Annotated in this window: 23 protein-coding genes; 10 read left to right on the top strand and 13 right to left on the bottom strand. The window is 32.1% G+C overall.

The features are described from left to right. Nucleotides 1–305: 305 nt before the first annotated feature. From P0R33_RS17590 to P0R33_RS17545, 10 genes are all read right to left on the bottom strand, one after another. On the bottom strand, nt 306–458 hold the full coding sequence (locus tag P0R33_RS17590) for a DUF4295 domain-containing protein (RefSeq protein WP_070261881.1): 153 nt from the start codon (nt 456–458) through the stop codon (nt 306–308). 75 nt (nt 459–533) lie between these two features. Further along, the gene (gene rpmG / locus P0R33_RS17585; RefSeq protein WP_011963553.1) at nt 534–716 is read right to left on the bottom strand and encodes a 50S ribosomal protein L33; all 183 of its coding nucleotides are present in this window, start codon (nt 714–716) and stop codon (nt 534–536) included. 27 nt (nt 717–743) lie between these two features. Then, a complete protein-coding gene (gene rpmB / locus P0R33_RS17580) occupies nt 744–980 on the bottom strand; it encodes a 50S ribosomal protein L28 (protein WP_008468080.1) in 237 nt (78 codons plus the stop codon). A gap of 71 nt (nt 981–1,051) precedes the next feature. Then, complete coding sequence (locus tag P0R33_RS17575) at nt 1,052–2,305, bottom strand: competence/damage-inducible protein A (protein ID WP_276172467.1); 1,254 nt, start codon at nt 2,303–2,305, stop codon at nt 1,052–1,054. A gap of 152 nt (nt 2,306–2,457) precedes the next feature. Further along, complete coding sequence (locus P0R33_RS17570; protein ID WP_184159882.1) at nt 2,458–2,802, bottom strand: Hpt domain-containing protein; 345 nt, start codon at nt 2,800–2,802, stop codon at nt 2,458–2,460. Further along, nucleotides 2,802–3,413 (bottom strand): fumarylacetoacetate hydrolase family protein, encoded by a 612-nt coding sequence (locus P0R33_RS17565; protein WP_276172466.1) that lies wholly within the window; start codon nt 3,411–3,413, stop codon nt 2,802–2,804. The genes P0R33_RS17570 and P0R33_RS17565 overlap by 1 nt, the downstream gene beginning before the upstream one ends. 90 nt (nt 3,414–3,503) lie before the next feature. Then, entirely contained in the window at nt 3,504–4,274 is a 771-nt protein-coding gene (locus P0R33_RS17560; RefSeq protein ID WP_276172465.1) for a 3'-5' exonuclease, read from the bottom strand. A gap of 219 nt (nt 4,275–4,493) precedes the next feature. Continuing rightward, nucleotides 4,494–5,849, bottom strand: coding sequence for a dihydrolipoamide acetyltransferase family protein (locus tag P0R33_RS17555; protein ID WP_276172464.1), 1,356 nt, complete (start codon nt 5,847–5,849; stop codon nt 4,494–4,496). 84 nt (nt 5,850–5,933) lie between these two features. Further along, nucleotides 5,934–7,097 (bottom strand): glycosyltransferase family 2 protein, encoded by a 1,164-nt coding sequence (locus tag P0R33_RS17550; RefSeq protein ID WP_276172463.1) that lies wholly within the window; start codon nt 7,095–7,097, stop codon nt 5,934–5,936. 32 nt (nt 7,098–7,129) lie between these two features. After that, on the bottom strand, nt 7,130–8,314 hold the full coding sequence (locus tag P0R33_RS17545) for a hypothetical protein (protein WP_276172462.1): 1,185 nt from the start codon (nt 8,312–8,314) through the stop codon (nt 7,130–7,132). 145 nt (nt 8,315–8,459) lie between these two features. On the opposite strand from P0R33_RS17545, the gene P0R33_RS17540 reads away from it, so the two are divergent. After that, nucleotides 8,460–9,020 (top strand): hypothetical protein, encoded by a 561-nt coding sequence (locus P0R33_RS17540; RefSeq protein ID WP_276172461.1) that lies wholly within the window; start codon nt 8,460–8,462, stop codon nt 9,018–9,020. Between the two features lie 241 nt (nt 9,021–9,261). Here the strand turns inward: P0R33_RS17540 and P0R33_RS17535 are convergent, their stop codons facing one another. Further along, a complete protein-coding gene (locus P0R33_RS17535; RefSeq protein WP_276172460.1) occupies nt 9,262–10,452 on the bottom strand; it encodes a DUF5009 domain-containing protein in 1,191 nt (396 codons plus the stop codon). A 111-nt stretch (nt 10,453–10,563) separates the two neighbouring features. Here P0R33_RS17535 and P0R33_RS17530 point away from each other — a divergent pair, with 111 nt between their 5' ends. Continuing rightward, on the top strand, nt 10,564–11,301 hold the full coding sequence (locus P0R33_RS17530; protein WP_276172459.1) for a CpsB/CapC family capsule biosynthesis tyrosine phosphatase: 738 nt from the start codon (nt 10,564–10,566) through the stop codon (nt 11,299–11,301). A 2-nt stretch (nt 11,302–11,303) separates the two neighbouring features. Here the strand turns inward: P0R33_RS17530 and P0R33_RS17525 are convergent, their stop codons facing one another. Then, nucleotides 11,304–12,722, bottom strand: coding sequence for an undecaprenyl-phosphate glucose phosphotransferase (locus P0R33_RS17525; protein WP_276172458.1), 1,419 nt, complete (start codon nt 12,720–12,722; stop codon nt 11,304–11,306). A gap of 139 nt (nt 12,723–12,861) precedes the next feature. Here P0R33_RS17525 and P0R33_RS17520 point away from each other — a divergent pair, with 139 nt between their 5' ends. The 4 genes from P0R33_RS17520 (at nt 12,862) to P0R33_RS17505 (ending at nt 17,137) form a co-directional block, all read left to right on the top strand. Next, a complete protein-coding gene (locus P0R33_RS17520) occupies nt 12,862–13,827 on the top strand; it encodes a T9SS C-terminal target domain-containing protein (protein WP_276172457.1) in 966 nt (321 codons plus the stop codon). A gap of 49 nt (nt 13,828–13,876) precedes the next feature. Then, nucleotides 13,877–15,739, top strand: a complete 1,863-nt coding sequence (locus P0R33_RS17515) for an ABC-F family ATP-binding cassette domain-containing protein (RefSeq protein ID WP_276172456.1) — start codon at nt 13,877–13,879, stop codon at nt 15,737–15,739. Nucleotides 15,740–15,863: 124 nt separating this feature from the next. Beyond that, a complete protein-coding gene (locus P0R33_RS17510) occupies nt 15,864–16,337 on the top strand; it encodes an FKBP-type peptidyl-prolyl cis-trans isomerase (RefSeq protein WP_276172455.1) in 474 nt (157 codons plus the stop codon). A 20-nt stretch (nt 16,338–16,357) separates the two neighbouring features. After that, on the top strand, nt 16,358–17,137 hold the full coding sequence (locus P0R33_RS17505; RefSeq protein ID WP_276172454.1) for a class I SAM-dependent methyltransferase: 780 nt from the start codon (nt 16,358–16,360) through the stop codon (nt 17,135–17,137). 53 nt (nt 17,138–17,190) lie between these two features. On the opposite strand, the gene P0R33_RS17500 is transcribed toward P0R33_RS17505, so the two are convergent. Continuing rightward, nucleotides 17,191–17,850: a DUF6565 domain-containing protein gene (locus tag P0R33_RS17500; protein ID WP_276172453.1), complete on the bottom strand. Its 660-nt coding sequence runs from the start codon at nt 17,848–17,850 to the stop codon at nt 17,191–17,193. A 291-nt stretch (nt 17,851–18,141) separates the two neighbouring features. Between P0R33_RS17500 and P0R33_RS17495 the strand changes: the two genes are divergently transcribed. The 4 genes from P0R33_RS17495 (at nt 18,142) to P0R33_RS17480 (ending at nt 20,572) form a co-directional block, all read left to right on the top strand. Further along, entirely contained in the window at nt 18,142–18,828 is a 687-nt protein-coding gene (locus P0R33_RS17495) for an ABC transporter ATP-binding protein (protein WP_276172452.1), read from the top strand. Between the two features lie 47 nt (nt 18,829–18,875). After that, complete coding sequence (locus tag P0R33_RS17490) at nt 18,876–19,553, top strand: transglutaminase domain-containing protein (RefSeq protein WP_276172451.1); 678 nt, start codon at nt 18,876–18,878, stop codon at nt 19,551–19,553. A gap of 55 nt (nt 19,554–19,608) precedes the next feature. After that, nucleotides 19,609–20,178 (top strand): cob(I)yrinic acid a,c-diamide adenosyltransferase, encoded by a 570-nt coding sequence (locus P0R33_RS17485; RefSeq protein WP_276172450.1) that lies wholly within the window; start codon nt 19,609–19,611, stop codon nt 20,176–20,178. Between the two features lie 172 nt (nt 20,179–20,350). After that, on the top strand, nt 20,351–20,572 hold the full coding sequence (locus P0R33_RS17480) for a DUF2795 domain-containing protein (protein ID WP_007138072.1): 222 nt from the start codon (nt 20,351–20,353) through the stop codon (nt 20,570–20,572). Nucleotides 20,573–20,594: the final 22 nt, after the last annotated feature.

The raw sequence follows: 20,594 nt of genomic DNA, 5'->3' as shown, positions 1-20,594 counted from the left end.
TTGTAGATTATTTGATTATCTGACTTCTGAATTATCAGAAATCCAAATCTTTAAAGAAAGCCAATTGTTTTTAAATCTAGCCCCGATTACTTCACTTAATTTTCATTTTAATCGGAGTTCAGTGAACTACGTTTGTCACGAAAATCCTTTTATTCTGGGGTTCAGAATAAAAAATTGCAGTGAAAAGCGGGAATCCATGTTTAAAAAGAGCGAATTGTTGTACTTCTTTAAATTTTAAGACAAATATAGGTAATAAAAAAGCTACTTCCGAAAGAAAGTAGCTTTTCTATATAATGTAATTGTAATTATTTCTTTTTCAAGAATTCATCAACTTCTTCAGGAGCCATAATAGATTCTACGAATGTATATGCACCAGTTTTAGGAGATTTCACCATTTTGATGGCTTTTGACAATCTCTTAGAAGCTGTTTGTAACGATGCTACGGTTTTCTTTGCCATGATTCAAATGTTATTTGAAGCTTTTATAAAACTCTCATGGCAAAACCACTCGAGATTTACAAAAATCTCTAATTATTACTTAATTTCTTTGTGAACAGTTACTCTTTTTAAAACTGGATTAAATTTTTTAATCTCTAGTCTGTCTGGAGTATTTTTTTTGTTCTTAGTTGTAATATATCTAGAAGTTCCTGCAACACCAGAAGCTTTGTGCTCAGTACATTCTAAAATTACCTGGATTCTATTACCTTTCTTTGCCATCTTGCTATATATTTATTTAGGAAAAGATTATTTGATAAATCCTTCTGACTGCGCTTTTTTCAAAACTGCAGTGATTCCATTTTTATTAATTGTTTTTATCGTAGATGCTGCTACTCTAAGAGTAATCCATCTATCTTCTTCTGGAAGATAAAAACGCTTTTTAACTAAGTTTACAGAAAACTTTCTCTTAGTTTTGTTCATAGCGTGAGAAACGTTATTTCCTACCATCGCTCTTTTACCTGTAAGGTCACAAACTCTTGACATTATACTTATCTTTTATCGTTATTCAAAATCAGGGTGCAAAGAAAAGAAAAATAAACCATTGTAGCAAAAAATTATTGCACAATTTTTAAAATTTCTTTCTGCAATATTTCCAAACTCTTAACTGATGCCCTATCTATCACTTTTTCACGCGGTTGTCCGAAGTTAAATTCTTCTACAATTACTCCGTTTGGCGTTGCCAAAGCAATAAAAACAGTTCCAATTTCGGCATCAGAATCACCTTTTGACGGGCCTGCATTGCCCGTGGTTGCTATTCCGTAGTCTGTTTTCAGTAAGTTTTTCACATTCAAAGCCATAGCAGACGCAACCTCAGCACTTACTACCGAAAATTCATCAATTAAATTTTGAGAAACACCAAGAAGATTTATTTTTACTTCGGTTGCATACGAAACAATACTTCCTTTAAAATAACTTGACGATCCTGGAACAGCCGATAAAAGCGACGCAATTCTTCCGCCTGTACAACTTTCTGCTGTTGAGACTGTTTTATTTTCTTTAGAAAGCAATTTTCCAATAACCGTTTCTATTGTTTCATTTTCTTCATAACCCACAATTATATCATGAATTATGGCATCCAAAGATTTAACATTAGATTCAATGGCTTCTTCTAACAATTCTTTGTCCGTTCCGCGAGCTGTTAGACGTAAACGAACCCTTCCTGGATTTGGCAAATAAGCCAATTTTATAAATTCTGGAAGATTATTTTCCCATTGTTCAATACGTTCTGCCACTAAACTTTCGCCTTGTCCGTATGTCAAAATGGTTTTATGAATGATATAAGGACGTTTGTATTCGCGTACAATTTTTGGGATTATCTGCTCTTCTACCAAATATTTCATTTCATAAGGAACTCCCGGAAGCGAAATAAAAACGGTATTTTCTTTTTTCATCCACATTCCCGGAGCGGTTCCAACTTGATTGTGCAAAACCGTACAAGTTGAAGGCACTAAAGCCTGATCTTTATTTAATTGCGAAATAGGTCTTTTATAAAAACCTTCAATTAATTGCGTTACATGAGCCAGAACTTCCGGATTAACAACTAATTCATCATTAAAATATTCGCAGAAAGTTTTTTTGGTTACATCGTCTTTAGTTGGACCTAATCCGCCTGTAATAATTACAACATCTACTCTATTCTGAAACTGCGCGAAAGTATCTAAAATATGTTTTTTATCATCGCTGATAGAAAGCATTTCTACCACCTCAACTCCAATTCTGTCTAATGATTTAGCAATAAAAGCTGAATTTGTATCTACGATTTGACCAATTAGAATTTCATCTCCAATTGTTATAATTGCTGCTTTCATATTTATTTAAAGAAAGTTTTTACCTGAATAAAACAGGTTATTATAAAAGAAGTAAATCAGTATTTGAATCTTATATAAAAACAAATACTTTCAAAATTAGAAAACAAAACCCAATCCTTTTTCAATATTAAGAATTGGGTTCTGCTTATATATTACAAATCAAAGTCTTTTTTTATCTCTTTGATCGCTTCTTTAACTTGTATCTTAATACTCTTAAAGGTCTCAATAATATCCTTTTTCTTGCCTTCTGCTTTTGTCCAAGCCTCTACCTGAAGAATTTCTTCAAAAGCTACATTTAACCCCATTAAGTCTAAGGTTGGCTTTATTTTATGTGCATACGAATAAGCATATTTATGATCCTTTTTCTTAATTCCTTCTTTAATTTGTTTTAAATCTTCGGGAACTTCTGTAACAAATAAAGTTAAAATCTGATTTACAAATTCAGGATCGTTATCTGAAAGCGCATACACTTTCGAAAGGTTGTACTTTAAAGCCATTATTTTACTTGTATTCTGAATAATTTTTTATCTTCTAAAAAGCCTTCTAAAACATCATTTGGTTTTACAGCCGAAACACCTGCTGGCGTTCCTGTAAAAATAATATCTCCAATTTTTAATGTAAAAAATTGAGACACATGCGAAATCAACTCATCAATCTTCCAAAGCATCATGCTTGAATTTCCTTTCTGAACCGTTTCGCCATTTGTTTTTAATTCAAAATTAAGATTTTCCATAGAAACAAAATCAGTTTTTGGCAAAAAATCTCCAATAACCGCCGAACCGTCAAATGCCTTGGCTTTTTCCCACGGAAGTCCTTTTTCTTTGAGTTTACTTTGCAAATCTCGCGCTGTAAAATCGATTCCTACACTAATATCATCATAATATTTATGAGCAAATTTAGGCTCAATATATTTTCCGACTTTATTAATCTTTACGATTATTTCAATTTCATGATGCACATCTTCAGAAAACTCTGGAATTACAAACGGATGCTGTTTCAACAAAACCGCAGAATCCGGCTTCATAAAAACAACTGGCTCGCTCGGACGTTCGTTTTTTAATTCTTCTATATGATTGGCATAATTCCTGCCGACACAGATAATCTTCATTCTTTTTTTAAGTTGCTAAGATACTAAGATGCTAAGCTACTAAGAAACTAAAAAAAACTTAGAAACTCAGAATCTTAGCATCTTAGAAACTTACTTCGTATTTAATTTTCTTAATTTAATCGCTGTCAAAACTTTTTTGGTATACAATGGAAAATCAGCATTTTGAATCCAGCTGAAATAACCCGGCTCAGATTCTAAAACTTTTTCCACTTTTGCTCCTTTATGTTTTCCAAATGTAAAAATTTCTTCGTCATCTTTATCAAAAGCAATCATTCCCGCAAAATCGGCGATTTTTTTACGTGTTGTAAATTCAGACAAAGACTTCATATCATTTTCCAATTCTGGATAACGATCTAATTGCGCTTTTAAGATTTCGTAAGTCGCCATTGTATCTGCTTCAGCCGAATGTGCATTTTCAAGACTTTTTCCGCAATAGAATTTTAAAGCCGCACTTAAAGTACGTTCTTCCATTTTATGGAAAATCGTTTGCACATCTACAGAAACTTTATTCTTCATATCAAAATCAACTCCCGCGCGAAGCAATTCTTCTGCAAGAAGCGGAATATCAAAACGATCTGAGTTAAATCCACCCAAATCACTGTCTTTAATCATGTTATGAATTTGCGATGCAAGTTCTGCAAAAGTAGGTTCATTAGCCACTTTTTCATCAGTGATGCCGTGAACTGCAGTAGTTTGCGGAGGAATTGGAATTGTTGGATTAACCAACCAGGTTTTACTTTCTTTGTTTCCGTTAGGAAAAACTTTGAATATTGAAATTTCTACGATTCTATCTTTACCGATATCAATTCCCGTTGTTTCGAGATCAAAAAAGCAAATTGGTTTGTGAAGTTTTAATTCCATTTCTAATTTTTATAAGTTTACAAATGTAATTTTTAAAGCCGAATATCCTCCTTTATTCTTATTTTTTTTGTCTAAAAATGCTTTCAATTTCGAGAATTTAACATTTAGAAAACAAGCCTTAAATAAGTTTGCAGAACGAAACTTAACTTTTTCTTACAAAACAAAAAATCCGACAAGCCTAAAACTTATCGGATTTGAATTTATTTTTATAATAAAATTTTAGAAATCTCTATCTACATCAAAAGCTTCTAAATATTCTGCTACTCTTTTTACAAAACTTCCTCCTAACGCACCGTCAACAACTCTATGATCGTAAGAGTGAGACAAGAACATTTTCTGACGAATTCCAATAAAATCACCTTCTGGAGTTTCTATTACCGCAGGAACTTTACGAATTGCTCCAAGAGCAAGAATTCCCACTTGCGGCTGATTGATAATCGGCGTTCCGAAAACACTTCCAAAAGTACCAACGTTTGTTACCGTATAAGTTCCGCCTTGCGTATCGTCTGGTTTCAGCTTTCCAGCTTTTGCACGATTCCCTAAATCGTTAACCGCTTTTGCCATTCCAACCAAATTCAATTGATCTGCATTTTTAATTACAGGAACAATTAAATTTCCGTTTGGTAAAGCTGCCGCCATTCCTAAATTGATATTTTTCTTTTTGATGATATAATCACCATCAACAGAAATATTCATTCCAGGGAAATCTTTCAAGGCTTTTGCAACTGCTTCCATCATAATTGGCGTAAAAGTCAACTTTTCGCCTTCTCTTTTTTCAAAAGCTGTTTTTACTTTATCTCTCCATTTTACAATATTTGTCACGTCAACTTCAATAAAAGATTGTACGTGAGCCGAAGTTTGAACTGAAGCCGTCATGTATCCTGAAATCAGCTTACGCATTCTGTCCATTTCTACAATTTCGTCACCTCCGTTTACAGAAACTGGAACTGCTTGCTGGCTTTTTTGAACAACTGGTTCTGGAGTCTGAACTTTTGGAGTTTCAGCAGTAACTTTCTGAGTTTCTTCAACCGCTTTAGGAGTTTGAACAACTCCAGATTTGCGATCTTCTATATATTTTAAAATATCTTCTTTTGTTACACGTCCGTCTTTTCCTGAACCAGACATATTTTCAAGTTCATTTAAAGAGATACCTTCTTCTTTTGCAATATTTTTTACTAATGGAGAAAAGAATTTATCTGAACTTGAGAAATCCTGAGTAGACGAAACTGTTTCTTTTACTTCTTCAATTGATTTTTCAATTTCAGTAGCTTCTGCAGGAGCATCAGCTGTTTCCTGAACTGCATTTACAGCTTCAGGCGCAGTTGTTTCACCGCCTTCAGTTTCAATAATAGCGATAGTTTGACCTACTTGCACCAAATCATCTTTACCAAACAATTGCTCAACTAAAATTCCTGATACTTCACTAGGCACTTCGCTGTCAACTTTATCTGTTGCAATTTCGAGTACAGCTTCATCAGCTTCAATTTTGTCTCCAACCTCTTTCAACCAATTGGTAATGGTTGCTTCAGCGACGCTTTCTCCCATTTTCGGAAGCTTTAATTCAAATCTTGCCATATTGTTAATCTAAAAGATGTTTTTGATTTTCAGATTGCGAATTTAATGAAATTTTTAAACATAAATTACACTTAATATAATTTTTCACTCAATTTTCACTATTTGCCCTCTGTCATTCCTTGAATTACTTCCAATAATAAAACTTGTCTTTTTGGGAAAAATTTTAAAAGTAACCTGCTTATCTTTAAGAGTTTCTATGATTTCGATACATTTTTTGAATGAAATATAGTGATTATCCAAAACGATCTCTGCCTTTTTACCCTTTAAAATCAGGCACGAATTTACCATTTTTTCTCCGTTGAAATCTAAAAATTCAACTTTATTTTCCAAAATCGAAGCCAGTTTTTTAGTGAAATTCTCATTTTCGGAGTATAAAAAATAACTTTCCGGCAATGAGTTTTCTTTTGGTTTTCCCTGAAACATTTTCGCAATTGAAAACAAGAAAGCACCAATTTTAATAAAGATACTAAAGAACCACGATTTCTTAAAATGTTTTTGATAAAAGAAATTCATTGCTTCCTGAAAATGCATCATGTATTTTTCGTCTTTTATCGTACTTTCTCCTTTATAATGCAAAACTGTCGTTTCGTGAAAATAGTAATTGTTCTTTTTTAATTGTAAAGCGCGGTAAGACAAATCTATATCGTCTGCATACATAAAACAGTTTTCATCAAAACCATCGAGGTTTTCATATAATTTTCTTTCTAAAAACATAAAAGCGCCAACCAAAATATCAACTTTTCCAGTTTGATTTTCGTCTAACTGCTGTGCGTAATATTGGTTAAAAAGCTTTGTTTTTGGAAAGATTTTATACAAACTAAAAATCTTTGTAAAAGCAACCCAAGGCGTTGGAATTCCTCTTTTACTTTCGGGAAGAAATTCTCCTGTTCCGTCAATTAATTTACAGCCGATAATTCCGAGATTATTTTGCCTTTCGGCGAAAGCCAGAATTTTAGAAAATGTATCTTCAGCAACAACGGTGTCGGGATTTAAGATGCATACGTACTTTCCTTTCGCTTGACGAACACCTATATTATTCCCTTTTGGAAAACCAAAATTTTCTTTGTTTTCAATAAGTTTTACATTAGGGAACTTCTCTTTCATCATCAAAACACTTTCGTCTGATGAATTATTATCAATTACAATAATTTCGGCATCGATTTCAGCAATTGCTTCATGAACACTTAAAACGCATTGTTCCAGAAAGTAACGCACATTGTAATTCAGAATAATAACCGATAACTGCATGAAAAATTGTTTCTGTAAATTTTGCCCGAAAGTTAGAAATTTTCTGATAACCCTAAACGCAAAGACCAATCGTTTTTACTAATTCCGTAATCGAGCGCTAGATTACTGCCATTTCTTTTATTCCATTTGATACGAATTCCGGTTCCGACGGCTGGGTTCCATTTTTTAAATTCGTAAGTATCCAGTTTCGAAACCGAGGAAATATTGGTAAAAAACACACAGCCTAAAAAACCATTTCGAGTAATATCTGTTCGATATTCGGTTTCAAAATAGATAAGCGCATTACTTCTGTATCGGTTTTTGGTAAATCCGCGTCCCGTTTTTCCGTCACGATCCCAGCCAATACTTGGCAAATCTAAATAATGAGGTTTTCCGCCAAAAGTAGACCAATAAAAAGCTCTTGATGCCCAAACTCGATGTTTGGTTTTACTAAAAGAATGATATTTACGTACATCTATATATAATGATTGCCATTTATCTCCTTCAACTCCGCTTGTATTAATGCGAAAATCGGCTTCAACATATAATCCTTGTTTTGGATTTATGATATTTTCTCGAGAATCATACAAACCTTGAATTGCAAATCCGAAAGAGGTTTCGTCTGTATAATCTCCTTTCATATATTGATTATAATCTGTTTCTTGATCGATATAAGTTTCCTCAGAAATGTTTTGATAATTATCGAGAAGAAATCCCATTCCTAAACGATAATTTCCAACAATTTTCTTTGTTACAAACTGATAAAATCGCCATTGCTGGTAATCGAGCGTTGACATTTTTTCTTTAGAATCATGTTCGCCCAAGCCATAAGTGTCTTGAGGATAAATCATATAGCGATAATCTCCAATAAAATTCCATTTGTTTTCGCTTGTGTAAATGTAAGATTGAATCGGAAAAACATATTGTTTGGTAAAACTAAAATATGGCGAAAAGGTAACTTGAGACATTTTGGTATTTTCATGATCTTCGCTCAAATAAAATGTAGTTAAAAAGGAAACGACCAAACCAGTACTTGAATTGACATCTACTGGAACGGGAAGCAAAGAGAATGCAAGCTTTTTTTGACTGTCTTTTTTTACGGTATCGTTTTTATCAAAAATTTTATGAATAACGTCTAGTATATCTCTATTTCCCACGGTTACGCCATCGTTTTGAGCAGTACAAAACGAACTTATTAATAAAACAAGGAAGACATATCTAATTTTTAAACCACTCACTCACAATATTTTAAAAACCACTTCTTACAAATTTAGAATTTTAATTAAGAATTATGTTGAAATTTTTAAGCGAATAAAAAAGATTTTTAAATGCTTCAAAAAAACTACATTTGAGTTTATAATTATCTGATTTTTAAAAAGTCTTATGCGTCAATTATTAATCTGTCTTTTCGTTTTTGGTTTTCTTTGTTTTTCTGTAAAAGCGCAAGGAAAACGAGAGAATCTGGTAAAATCCAACAAATGGTTTATTGCTGGTCCTTCAAAAGAAAATGAGAAAATAATAAATACTATTCGTCTGAAAAAAGGAGTAATTGCAGCAACCGCGAAAGATAATCCTCAAGGAGAAATTGAGCTAAATGTTATGATTACACCATCTGAAACTAATGACGGAATTCCGACAAATCTTCCGAGTGACTCAAAATTTGTTGAAATTACATATCAATCTTCTCAAATTATAAAATTGCAGGCAAGAGAAGGAAATTCTGAAGGAACGGGCTGCGTGCACGGCGGCTCACATCCGAGAGTTAGTTTACCAGCTTCTCCAAATAAATTTACAACAATAAAAATTCCGTGGGCAGATTTTAAACAAGATGAACTTCCTGATGGCAAACTTTTAAATATTCACAATTTATGCAAATTCAATTTTGTGAATTATGATCCTATTTCTGGTTCTGTATTGAAAATAAAATCTGTTATTATAAATTGATTTTTTAACGCAAAGTTCGCAAAGATTTTTCGCAAAGCGCGCAAAGAATTTTTGAAGCAATATTTAAAAATATAAAAAGTTCACAAAGCTTATCAAAACAAAGCTTTGTGAACTTGCAGTTTGCAAAACTCACTCAATAAGCTTTGCGCGCTTTGCGAAAAATCTTTGCGAACTTTGCGTTAAAGACATTCTTTCAAAAAAAAATTTGTGCCCTTTGCGTTAAAAATTCATCTCAATAAAACTATAAATGCAGCTGAATTTTATATCTATTTAATATTTTCATCACAAAAAGCATAATCGTAGAAAAAACCAAAGACCAGATAATTCCAGGAACATCTTCTCTAAAATATCCTGGAATTATGTGAATATTAAATGCTTTACAGAAATAATAAATTACTCCCGGAAGTATATAAATCAAAAGCGGATTTGCTGCAGCTGGCATAAAAAACTCGCTCCATTTTGTTTGTTTTTTAATTTCCATTAGCCAATATAAAAAGTAAAATAATATTGTACAGATTCCTGCTGATAACATTGTCCAAGATGGAGTTCCTTGTATTTTTGAGATTCCGAATAAAGGTCTTAAGCCAAATCCAACTGCAAAAAACAGCACTATAAAAGCAATTACCGCCCAATTGATTTTATTTTCAATTTTTCGATCGAAAAAGAGTAGTGAAATTACAACTCCAGCCGAAACTAAAGCTCCATGCGTAAGATGTCCAGCAATAAAACTCAACCAAGAAGTGTTTTGAACAAATGAATTTTCGGTCAAGTTTAGAGAATTCATTACGACACTAAAAATCAGAAAACCGATCATTGCCCATAAATTTCCAGAAACCAGCCAATAATAAATAATCGTAAAAAGATAAGCCCAACCGATTAATCCGAGAATTCCCCACCATTTTGGAGTCATTCCTCTTTCTCCAGTATCTTGGATATATAAAAAGTAAAGTGCAATGAGAACTAAAATTCCTCCATACTGAAACACATTTTTGAGCCAAAGCGGAAAATCTTTAGGATATTTATTCCAAATCGGAATTGGCATTATGTAAGCTAAAAGTCCCCAAAAAGCGGGAGCGATAATCATTTTAGATGCATCATAACCATATTCTGCATTTACCATAAAAACGCCAATAATGATTAGAGCCAAAGCTCTTTTAAAAGTATGAGTCCAAATCGTTTTGGTGCTGTCTCCTTTTAGTAATCTGGCATTAAATGCAAACGGGACAGACATTCCGACAATAAATAAAAAAGCTGGAAAAACAAGATCTACAAAAGTCATGGCATCTGCGTCTGCAGGCATGTGTTTCATCCATTGCGGTACATTTGCAACACTTGCCAATTCGTTCACAAAAATCATTACAAAAATGGTAATTCCGCGTAAAGCATCAATAGAAATAATCCTTTGATTAAACAAATTCTCTTTTATTTTCATAATTTTTTACAATTTTACTAAAAATCAAATATAAGATAATTCTAAAACGGCTAATTAGAATTTCTACATTAATTTTGTAAGCTATAAAATTGAGTCCTAAAGTTTTGCCCCATGTTATCTTTTTTCAAATCTAAACCTATCTTAAAGGATCTATTAGACGGGAGTTTTGTAGATATCCATTCTCATATCTTACCAGGAATTGATGACGGAGCGCAAACTATTTCAAATTCTTTAAAACTTGCTTCATCTTTAGAAAAAATAGGAGTTTCGCAAATTATTACAACGCCGCACATTAATCATTATGTTTGGAATAATTCTCCAGAAATCATAAAAACCAAACTTCAGGAAACTCAAAATGCATTTTTAGAAAATAATATTCAAACGCCAATTCAGGCTGGAGCAGAATATATTATAGACGATTGGTTTGCGAATCATTTTAAAGAAGAAAAATTATTAACCTTAAAAGACAATTATGTCTTGGTTGAAATGTCTTATCTAAATGCGCCTTTGACACTTTATAAAACTATTTTCGAATTGCAAGTTGCTGGTTATATTCCGGTTCTGGCGCATCCTGAACGCTATACTTTTTTTCATAAAAAATTTGATGAATACAAGAAACTTAAAGATGCAGGATGTCTTTTTCAATTAAATCTTCTTGCTGTTGTAGAATATTACGGTTCAAAAATTGCCAAAACTGCCGATGAGCTTTTAAAAAAAGGAATGTATGATTTTTGCGGAACGGATGTTCATCATAAAAATCACATTAGAGCTTTCGATCAAAAAATAAAAATTGATAATATTGATAATCTGAAAGAAATTATAACTAATAATCAATTTTTTAGATATTAAATCTAATAGGCGTTTTCTTCGCCTTTAAGAATATTGATAATCGTTTTTATGACAATTTTTATATCCAGAAGAAAACTCCAGTTTTCAATATACCAAATATCATATTCAACTCGATTTTCCATATCGCTTAAAACTTTTGTTTCTCCTCGATAACCATTTACCTGCGCCCAACCCGTAATTCCTGGCTTCGCATACTGACGAACTAAATAATTACTGATTAAATCGCTATATTCTTTGGCAAGATTAACCATGTGTGGTCTTGGTCCAACTACCGACATATCTCCCCAAAAAACATTAAAAAATTGAGGCAGTTCGTCTACACTGGTCTTACGAATAAATGCTCCAAATCTGGTAATTCTACTATCTCCTTTTTCGGCTTGTTTGTTGTGCGCTAAACCATTAACATACATACTTCTAAATTTTAAACACATAAAAGAACGGTTATCTCTTCCAGCTCTTTCTTGTTTAAAAAACACAGGTCCAGGCGACTCTAATTTGATAATTAACATGATAATAGGAAATAACCAAGGGAAAATCAGCAAGATAACTAGGCTTGAAAAACAGATATCGAAAATTTTCTTTAAAACCCTATTCGAAGCGTACTCCATTGGTTCTGTACGAAACATCAAGACAGGAATGTTTTCATAAAAACTTACCTCAACTTTACTAGCTTTTGTATAAAGCTGAAAATCTGGAATAAATTTGATACGAATCATATTCTGTTCGCAAATTTCAATCAATTCATTAATGACTTCGATATTATCAATATGCAAAGCAACATACATTTCGTCTATTTTTTTATCAATCGAAAACTTTCTTACATTTTCAAAAGAACCTACAATTAATGTAGGATCAACGAATGTTTGGCTTTGTTTTTCATCAAAAAAACCTAAAAATTTGTATCCATACGTTAGATCTTTCGCTAATACTTTACGAATTTTTTCGCCGCTTTCGTTAGCGCCGACAATAATAAAGGTTTTAAAATTATACCCTTTGCTTCGAATGTATTTGAGAAGTTTCATTGACAAATACCTTGTAATCATCAACAAACCGAAAAAAATCAAATAAAAATACACCATTCGAAGTCTCGAGATATCGGCATATTTCAAGTAAACAACTGATATAGAAATTATAGCGGCATGAAAAGAAATCTTTTTTATTGTTCTCCATAAAATAGATTCAATCGGTTCAACGCGAATACTTCTGTTGGAGTCGTGCTGAAGCAATAAGGCAATCCATACAAAAATTGCCAAAAGAGAAATAGTCTGCTCTTCTTTTGTTAGCAATTTGTCTAAGCTTCCAAATCTTGCCAATGAAGAAAGCACCGTTGCTAAATTTAGCAATATTACGTCGACAATAACAAACAAAAGCTTGAAGTAACGTGAAATTCGATAATGCGACAGTTTTTGTAAAATCTTCATTCTGGGTTTATTTCTAAAAAATAGAAAACACTGGTATTTTAGTGCTGCAAAGTAACATTTAAATTATATTTTTTAATACAATTTTTATTCTATTATTTAAAACTTTACTTTTAAGCTAAGCAAATTTAATATTGCAATCATGCTAAAAATTATTTTCTTCTTTCTTACAATAACTACAGCTGCATACGCACAAATTTCAGGATGCACTGATCCCAAGGCTGAAAATTACAATTCTAAAGCCACATTTAATGACGGAAGCTGCAGTTATAAAAATTTGAAATTGAAACCTGAATATTCTGTTCTTCTAAGTGATTCTATAAAAGAAACTTCTGGACTAATTGCTTTCGAAAATTTATTTTGGACTCACAATGACGATCATGATCAGACCATTTACGGATTAGATTCTTTAGGAAAAATTAAAAGAAAAATTATTCTTACTGCTATAAAAAACAATGATTGGGAAGAAATTGCACAAGATAGCGCACACATTTATATTGGAGATTTTGGCAATAATTATTCTGGAAACCGATCTGATTTGAAAATATTTAAAATAGAAAAAAAATCTTTTTTAGAAGAAAAACCAAAAATCGAAACCATCTCTTTTTCTTATGATGACCAAAAGGATTTTTCTGCTTCGAAACCAAATAAAACGGATTTTGATTGTGAAGCTTTTATTGTTTCAAAAGACAGTATTTATTTGTTTACTAAACAATGGAATTCTTCTAAAACCGCAATTTATGTACTTTCAAAACAATCCGGAATTCAAATTGCAAAATTAAAAGCAACATTAGACACTCAAGGCTTGGTTACTGGTGCAACATATTTAGAAGACAAAAAACTGATTACTCTTTGTGGCTATACTAAAATCGGGAAACCATTTCTTTACCTTCTCTACGATTTTAAAAATGAAGATTTTTTATCTGGAAATAGAAGAAGAATTAATTTAAAACTTCCTTTTCATCAAATTGAAGGAATCGCAACTAAAGATGGATTGCATTATTTTTTGACGAATGAAAATCTTGTTCGAAAACCTATTATAAATGTTTTACAGCAAATTCATTATTTTGATTTGAGTTCTGCACTTGATTTGTATCTCCATAAATAATTCGCAAATCGTAAGATAATAGTTTACTTTTGCAAAAAATTTTATTCTTGTGAATTACTTATCTGTAGAAAATATATCGAAGTCATTTGGCGAAAGAGTCCTTTTTGACAACATTTCTTTTGGAATCAACAAAGACCAAAAAATTGCTTTTATTGCCAAAAACGGTTCTGGAAAAACAACTATTATGAGTATCATTAACGGTTTGGATGAACCAGATACTGGTCAAGTTGTTCTGAGAAAAGGAATTAGAATGGCGTTTCTTTCTCAAGATAATAATCTTCAGGATGAACTTACAATTGAAGAAAGCATTTTTGCTTCAGACAATGAAACTTTAAAAGTTATCGAAGCTTACGAAAAAGCGCTAGAAAATCCAAATGACGAAGAAGCGTATCAAAAAGCTTTTGACGCAATGGATCAGCACAATGCGTGGGATTTTGAAACCCAATACAAACAAATTCTATTCAAATTAAAACTAGAAGACTTTAAACTTAAAGTTAAAAATCTTTCTGGTGGACAAAAAAAGCGTCTTTCATTGGCTATAATATTAATCAATCGACCAGATTTATTGATTTTGGATGAGCCAACCAACCATTTAGATTTGGAAATGATCGAATGGCTTGAAAGTTATTTTGCAAAAGAAAATATTACGTTGTTTATGGTAACGCACGACCGTTTCTTTTTAGAGCGAGTTTGCAACGAAATCATCGAATTGGACAACGGAAAATTATACCAATATAAAGGAAATTACTCGTATTATTTAGAGAAAAAAGAAGAAAGAATTACTTCTGAAAACGCTAGTGTTGACAAAGCAAAAAACTTATTTGTAAAAGAATTAGAATGGATGCGCCGCCAACCAAAAGCGAGAACAACCAAATCTAAATCGCGTCAGGATGATTTTTATGTAATTAAAGAAAAAGCACAAAGCCGCCGAAAAGAAAATAAAGTGGAACTTGAAATTAATATGGAAAGAATGGGAAGCAAAATTATTGAGCTTCATAAACTTTCTAAAAAATTTAAAGACCGTGTTATTCTGGATAATTTTAGTTTCGATTTTCAACGTGGCGAAAGAATCGGAATTATTGGTAAAAATGGTACTGGAAAATCGACTTTCTTAAATCTTTTGACAGGAACAATTCCGCCAGACAGCGGGCGTGTTGTAAAAGGAGATACCATTAAAATTGGATATTACACACAATCTGGAATTAACCCAAAACCAGGACAACGTGTTATAGATATTATTAAGGAATACGGAGAATATATTCCGTTGGCGAAAGGGAAAATTATTTCGGCTTCGCAATTGTTAGAACGTTTTCTTTTTGATGCCAAAAAACAATATGATTATGTCGAAAAATTGAGTGGTGGAGAATTAAAACGTTTGTATTTATGTACGGTTTTAATTCAAAATCCGAACTTCTTGATTCTTGATGAGCCAACGAACGACTTAGATATTGTGACTTTGAACGTTCTGGAAAGTTTTCTTTTAGATTATCCGGGCTGTTTATTAGTGGTTTCTCACGACCGTTATTTCATGGATAAAATTGTGGATCACTTATTTGTTTTTAGAGGACAAGGCGAAATTGAAAATTTTCCAGGAAACTACTCTGATTTCCGTGCTTACGAAGACAGCGCCGATGTTGCTCAAAAAGAAGAAAACAAAGCAGAAAAGAAAGACTGGAAACAAAATAATCCAACAGGAAATCTGAGCTTTAACGAGCAAAAAGAATATCAGAAAATTGAAAGAGAAATAAAAGATTTAGAAATCGAAAAAACTAAAATCGAACAATTATTCTCTGACGGAAAAGTAGCTGATGCTGATATTGAGAAAAAAGCGAATGAACTGCAAAACATCATAAAAAAAATCGACGCTAAAGAAGAACGTTGGTTCGAACTTTCTGCTAAGATTGAAGGGTAAGTTTTTTTTTGTTTCAGGTTTCAAGTTTCAGGTTATTGCAGGAACGTGAAACTTGAAACCTGAAACAAAAGAACTATTCTTCAATTTCCTTATATTTACCGCCATTAAAAAATAAAATACCACAATGAAAAAATTATTAGTCGCATTATTTAGTTTAACGTTATTTGTTTCATGTGTAAGTTCTGACAAAGATTCATCATCTGAACCGGCAAAAGATTACAAAGAACAAAACGAACAAGAAATTAAGGATTACATTGCTAAAAACAATTTAACAGCAGAAAGAACAGCTTCTGGTTTATACTACATTATTAATGAGCCTGGAACTGGCAAACAACCAACCGCTACATCATCTGTTACAGTTGCTTACACGGGTTCTTTCACAAGCGGAAAAACATTTGATCAAAGCAGCAGCGCTGGAATCACCTTTCCTTTAAATCAAGTTATACAAGGATGGACAGAAGGAATTCCGTTATTTAAAGAAGGTGGTAGCGGAACACTTTTGATTCCTGCTCATTTAGGATACGGAAGTTATGACAGAGGAGGAATTCCTGCAGGTTCTGTACTTATTTTTGATGTAAAATTGATTAAAGTAAATTAATCACTTATTGCAAATTTCTAATGCTTTTTCAAATAAAATCTTATCTAAAGTTCCTTTGGAATTCTAAAAATGAACACGCCGTTCATTCGCCTTTTGTTTTTAATTTATTAACGAAATGTTTTTATGATAAGAAAAGAAAACCTCAATATCGCATATTAGAAAATTACCGAAAATCACTTTTAAAGAATAAAAATTTCATCGAAGTAACCGATTTTGGAGCTGGTTCTAAAGTTTTCAAATCAAACCGAAGACAGATTGCTAAAATTGCACAAACGGCAGGAATTTCACCAAAACGAGCAGAATTATTGTTTCGTGTAACGAATTATTTTCAGCCAGAAACCATTTTAGAAATCGGAACATCTTTAGGTCTAGCAACTTCTGCCTTAGCTTTAGGAAATCCGAAAGCAAAAGTGATTACGCTTGAAGGCTGTCCAAATACATCTGGAATTGCAAAAAATCAATTAGATGAATTTGATTGTAATAATGTAGAAAATATAATTTCAGAGTTTGAATCATTTCTAGTTTCGGAAAAACTAAATTCTAAAATCTACAATTTAATTTATTTCGACGGAAATCATTCTAAAAAAGCAACTTTAGAATACTTTGAGCTTTTATTACCAACAATCAACAACGATTCGGTTTGGATTTTTGATGATATTCATTGGTCAAAAGAAATGGAAGAAGCTTGGGAAACCATTAAAAATCACCCAAAAGTTAAAGTCACAATCGATACTTTTCAATGGGGATTTGTTTTCTTTAGACGCGAGCAAGAAAAAGAACATTTTACAATACGAGCATAAAAAAAGACGATCATTCCTGATCGTCTTTTTTTTACTAATTCAAAATTTAAAGCTTACTTTTTAGCTTCTTTATTCTCTTCTGCCTTTGCTCCCATTCTATTTACAGTATACATAGGCGCAAATTTAATTTTCAAACCTGCAATTTTTCTATTGTCCTCAGCAGTTAAACCTTCTTTTTCAACGGTATTTTTTCTGCTGTCTAATGCTTCGTATAATACTTTAATTTCATCCCAGTCTTCTCTAGAATATTTATCTTTATTATTCTCAACTGTATGAACAAACTGTTGGTAAACACTATGAATATTTTGAGCATTTACCCAGTTAAAACTCATATCGTCTCCAATTTTTCCTTCACCAAACAAAGCATTTCTCAATTGTTGTTTAGGACTTGGAGCCGGTGGGGCTAAAAGGGTGGTCATTTCGTTTTTAAAATCCTCGTATTTTGCTTTACTCGTATTTATTTTCTCAGTCTGAGCAGCATTATCTTTAATATCAGCTAAAGCTAAACTAGCTTCTGCAGATCTTTTATCGTATTCTGCTTCTACAGCTTGCCAATTTTCTTTTAAATCATCGGCTTTTACATTTTTAACCGAATCAACGTAGGCTACATAAGAATCAATTGTTCGCTGCGCTTTTTCCTGTTTTTCATCTTTACATGATGTAAAGCTTAATGCTATTAATGCAATTCCTGTAACTATTTTGATATTCTTCATAATTTTGATTGTTTAATTAATAATATCAAATTTACTTAAAACAAAACGTCTTAAATTACATTATTACCATCTTTTAAATATTATTTATGCGTTAAAATTATAAAAAGTAAAAAATAATAATAATTATACAAAATAAACCAAACAAAATTTAACAATCTTTAAATTATATAGTTGATTAACTATTATATAATTATAAACTAGGAGAGTTTTTGTAACAAAAACCAAATATCAGATACTTATCCTTTTATTGAAAAGTGTTTCGTACTTTTAAATCCAAAATTGTAAACCAAAATGGCTGAACCATTAATTAAAATAACCGACATCAAACGAAACTTTGTTTTAGGAAACGAAATCGTATATGTTTTAAAAGGAATTAATTTAGAAATAAAAAAAGGCGAATATGTAGCTTTAATGGGACCTTCTGGATCTGGAAAATCTACTTTAATGAATTTATTAGGCTGTTTAGATACACCAACTTCTGGACATTATGTTTTGAACGGAAAAGATGTCAGCCAAATGAAAGATGATGAATTAGCCGAAATCAGAAATAAAGAAATTGGTTTCGTTTTTCAAACTTTCAATCTTTTACCAAGAACTACGGCTTTAGATAATGTTGCGCTTCCTATGATTTATGCTGGCTATGGAAAATCTGACAGAATAGCCCGTGCAACCGAAGTTTTAAAGCAAGTAAATCTCGCCGACAGAATGGATCACCAGCCGAATCAGCTTTCTGGAGGTCAACGTCAGCGTGTTGCAGTTGCAAGAGCTTTAGTAAATAAACCTTCGATTATTTTGGCCGATGAACCAACAGGAAACTTAGACAGTAAAACTTCTGTAGAAATTATGAAGCTTTTTGGAGATATTCACGCACAAGGAAATACCGTAATTCTAGTAACCCACGAAGAAGACATCGCTGCGTACGCACACAGAGTTATCCGTTTAAGAGATGGATTAATCGAAAGTGACACGACGAAATAATTTTAGATTTCTGATTTTTTCAACCTTTTAAACTAATTAATCTCTAAATGAAAAAAATCACGATCTTATTTATTTTTCTTTTTACAATTTCAATTAATGCTCAAAATCAATCTTTTTATCGATTAATCGAATATGTAGAAAAAGCACCTGAATTAGAAACTAAAGACATACAAACCTTAAGCAGATATTTAACAAAAGGAGCCAAAAGTAAAAAAGAACTTGTACAATTAATATACTATTGGATTTCATTAAACATTGATTATGACATTGAATCATTCGAAAACAATACAATAAGTGATGTTTCAGCAGAAACTACTTTTTTAAACAGAAAGTCCGTTTGTGCTGGGTATGCCAATTTATTCAAAGAAATCTGTACTATTTTAAAAATAAAATGTGAAGTAATAAATGGCTACGCCAAAGGATATGGGTATAACGGAGAATATTTAAAAGAAGTAAATCATGCATGGAACATCGTTAAAATGTATGACAAGTGGGAATTCATAGATGTGACTTGGGGTGCAGGCAGCGCTTTTGAAAATGAAAATGGAAAATTAATCTTCGAAAAACAATTATGCGTCCGTTACTTACTAGACAATCCTGAAGATTTTATTTTAGAACATTTACCAGAAAACCCTAAATGGCAACTTTTAGAAAAACAAATTTCTATGGATACCTTTTTTAGTAAAGAAATGGAAATTAAAAGATTAGAGAGGATTGGTCTTTAAAAATTTCAGTTACAAAAAAACTTAGCATCTTAGCATCTTAGAACCTTAAAAAAAAATGAAAGTATATACCAAAACAGGCGATAAAGGCACAACCGCACTTTTTGGCGGAACCCGTGTACCAAAAGACCACATAAGAATTGACAGTTATGGAACTGTTGATGAATTGAATTCATATATCGGATTAATTCGCGATCAGGAAATGGACTCGCATTATAAAACTATTTTAATAGAAATTCAGGATCGCCTTTTTACAGTTGGTGCCATGTTGGCAACTCCACAAGAAAAAGAAGTTTTAAAAAATGGAAAACTTCGTCTTGAAAATCTTGGAATAATTGATTCTGATATTGAATTATTGGAAAACGAAATAGATAAAATGGAAGAAAGTCTTCCACAAATGACGCATTTTGTTTTGCCAGGCGGCCATCCAACCGTGTCACATTGTCATATAGCCCGTTGTATTTGCCGTCGCGCCGAGCGTTTAGCTGTACATTTAAGCCATAATGAACATGTTCCTGAAATCGCAATTATGTACTTAAACCGACTTTCTGACTACCTTTTTGTCTTGGCACGAAAGTTGTCCTCAGACCTTAAAGCGGAGGAAGTGAAATGGATACCGAGGAAGTAAAATTTTAGATTTTAAACTTCTGATTTTAGATTTTTGAGAGTTCCTAAATCTAAAATCAATAATCTAAAATCTGCAATTAATGAGACGTTCTTAAATTTTATTAAAATAAATCAAAATTTACTTGTCTTTTTCAGTAAAAAATTTATTTTTGCACAAACTAAACAGATAACAGATGTATTGGACATTAGAATTAGCATCTTATTTAAGTGATGCGCCATGGCCTGCTAACAAAGATGAACTTATTGACTACGCTATTAGAGCAGGCGCTCCATTAGAAGTAGTAGAAAACCTTCAATCAATCGAAGACGAAGGCGAGATATATGAATCAATGGAAGAAATTTGGCCTGATTATCCAACAGACGAAGATTATCTTTGGAATGAGGATGAATATTAAAAAAATAAACCAAAGGAAAAAG

This window comes from Flavobacterium sp. YJ01, assembly GCF_029320955.1.
Classification (GTDB): Bacteria; Bacteroidota; Bacteroidia; order Flavobacteriales; family Flavobacteriaceae; genus Flavobacterium.
Note: the sequence above shows the minus strand (reverse complement) of the source record. Positions and strands in the feature narration are given on the sequence as shown.

What these genes read in the sequence shown, in the direction of transcription:
- P0R33_RS17590 (WP_070261881.1), bottom strand. Translation starts at nt 458, where the DNA reads ATGGCAAAGAAAACCGTAGCATCGTTACAAACAGCTTCTAAGAGATTG.
- rpmG (WP_011963553.1), bottom strand. Translation starts at nt 716, where the DNA reads ATGGCAAAGAAAGGTAATAGAATCCAGGTAATTTTAGAATGTACTGAG.
- rpmB (WP_008468080.1), bottom strand. Translation starts at nt 980, where the DNA reads ATGTCAAGAGTTTGTGACCTTACAGGTAAAAGAGCGATGGTAGGAAAT.
- P0R33_RS17575 (WP_276172467.1), bottom strand. Translation starts at nt 2,305, where the DNA reads ATGAAAGCAGCAATTATAACAATTGGAGATGAAATTCTAATTGGTCAA.
- P0R33_RS17570 (WP_184159882.1), bottom strand. Translation starts at nt 2,802, where the DNA reads ATGGCTTTAAAGTACAACCTTTCGAAAGTGTATGCGCTTTCAGATAAC.
- P0R33_RS17565 (WP_276172466.1), bottom strand. Translation starts at nt 3,413, where the DNA reads ATGAAGATTATCTGTGTCGGCAGGAATTATGCCAATCATATAGAAGAA.
- P0R33_RS17560 (WP_276172465.1), bottom strand. Translation starts at nt 4,274, where the DNA reads ATGGAATTAAAACTTCACAAACCAATTTGCTTTTTTGATCTCGAAACA.
- P0R33_RS17555 (WP_276172464.1), bottom strand. Translation starts at nt 5,849, where the DNA reads ATGGCAAGATTTGAATTAAAGCTTCCGAAAATGGGAGAAAGCGTCGCT.
- P0R33_RS17550 (WP_276172463.1), bottom strand. Translation starts at nt 7,097, where the DNA reads ATGCAGTTATCGGTTATTATTCTGAATTACAATGTGCGTTACTTTCTG.
- P0R33_RS17540 (WP_276172461.1), top strand. Translation starts at nt 8,460, where the DNA reads ATGCGTCAATTATTAATCTGTCTTTTCGTTTTTGGTTTTCTTTGTTTT.
- P0R33_RS17535 (WP_276172460.1), bottom strand. Translation starts at nt 10,452, where the DNA reads ATGAAAATAAAAGAGAATTTGTTTAATCAAAGGATTATTTCTATTGAT.
- P0R33_RS17530 (WP_276172459.1), top strand. Translation starts at nt 10,564, where the DNA reads ATGTTATCTTTTTTCAAATCTAAACCTATCTTAAAGGATCTATTAGAC.
- P0R33_RS17525 (WP_276172458.1), bottom strand. Translation starts at nt 12,722, where the DNA reads ATGAAGATTTTACAAAAACTGTCGCATTATCGAATTTCACGTTACTTC.
- P0R33_RS17520 (WP_276172457.1), top strand. Translation starts at nt 12,862, where the DNA reads ATGCTAAAAATTATTTTCTTCTTTCTTACAATAACTACAGCTGCATAC.
- P0R33_RS17510 (WP_276172455.1), top strand. Translation starts at nt 15,864, where the DNA reads ATGAAAAAATTATTAGTCGCATTATTTAGTTTAACGTTATTTGTTTCA.
- P0R33_RS17505 (WP_276172454.1), top strand. Translation starts at nt 16,358, where the DNA reads ATGCTTTTTCAAATAAAATCTTATCTAAAGTTCCTTTGGAATTCTAAA.
- P0R33_RS17500 (WP_276172453.1), bottom strand. Translation starts at nt 17,850, where the DNA reads ATGAAGAATATCAAAATAGTTACAGGAATTGCATTAATAGCATTAAGC.
- P0R33_RS17495 (WP_276172452.1), top strand. Translation starts at nt 18,142, where the DNA reads ATGGCTGAACCATTAATTAAAATAACCGACATCAAACGAAACTTTGTT.
- P0R33_RS17490 (WP_276172451.1), top strand. Translation starts at nt 18,876, where the DNA reads ATGAAAAAAATCACGATCTTATTTATTTTTCTTTTTACAATTTCAATT.
- P0R33_RS17485 (WP_276172450.1), top strand. Translation starts at nt 19,609, where the DNA reads ATGAAAGTATATACCAAAACAGGCGATAAAGGCACAACCGCACTTTTT.
- P0R33_RS17480 (WP_007138072.1), top strand. Translation starts at nt 20,351, where the DNA reads ATGTATTGGACATTAGAATTAGCATCTTATTTAAGTGATGCGCCATGG.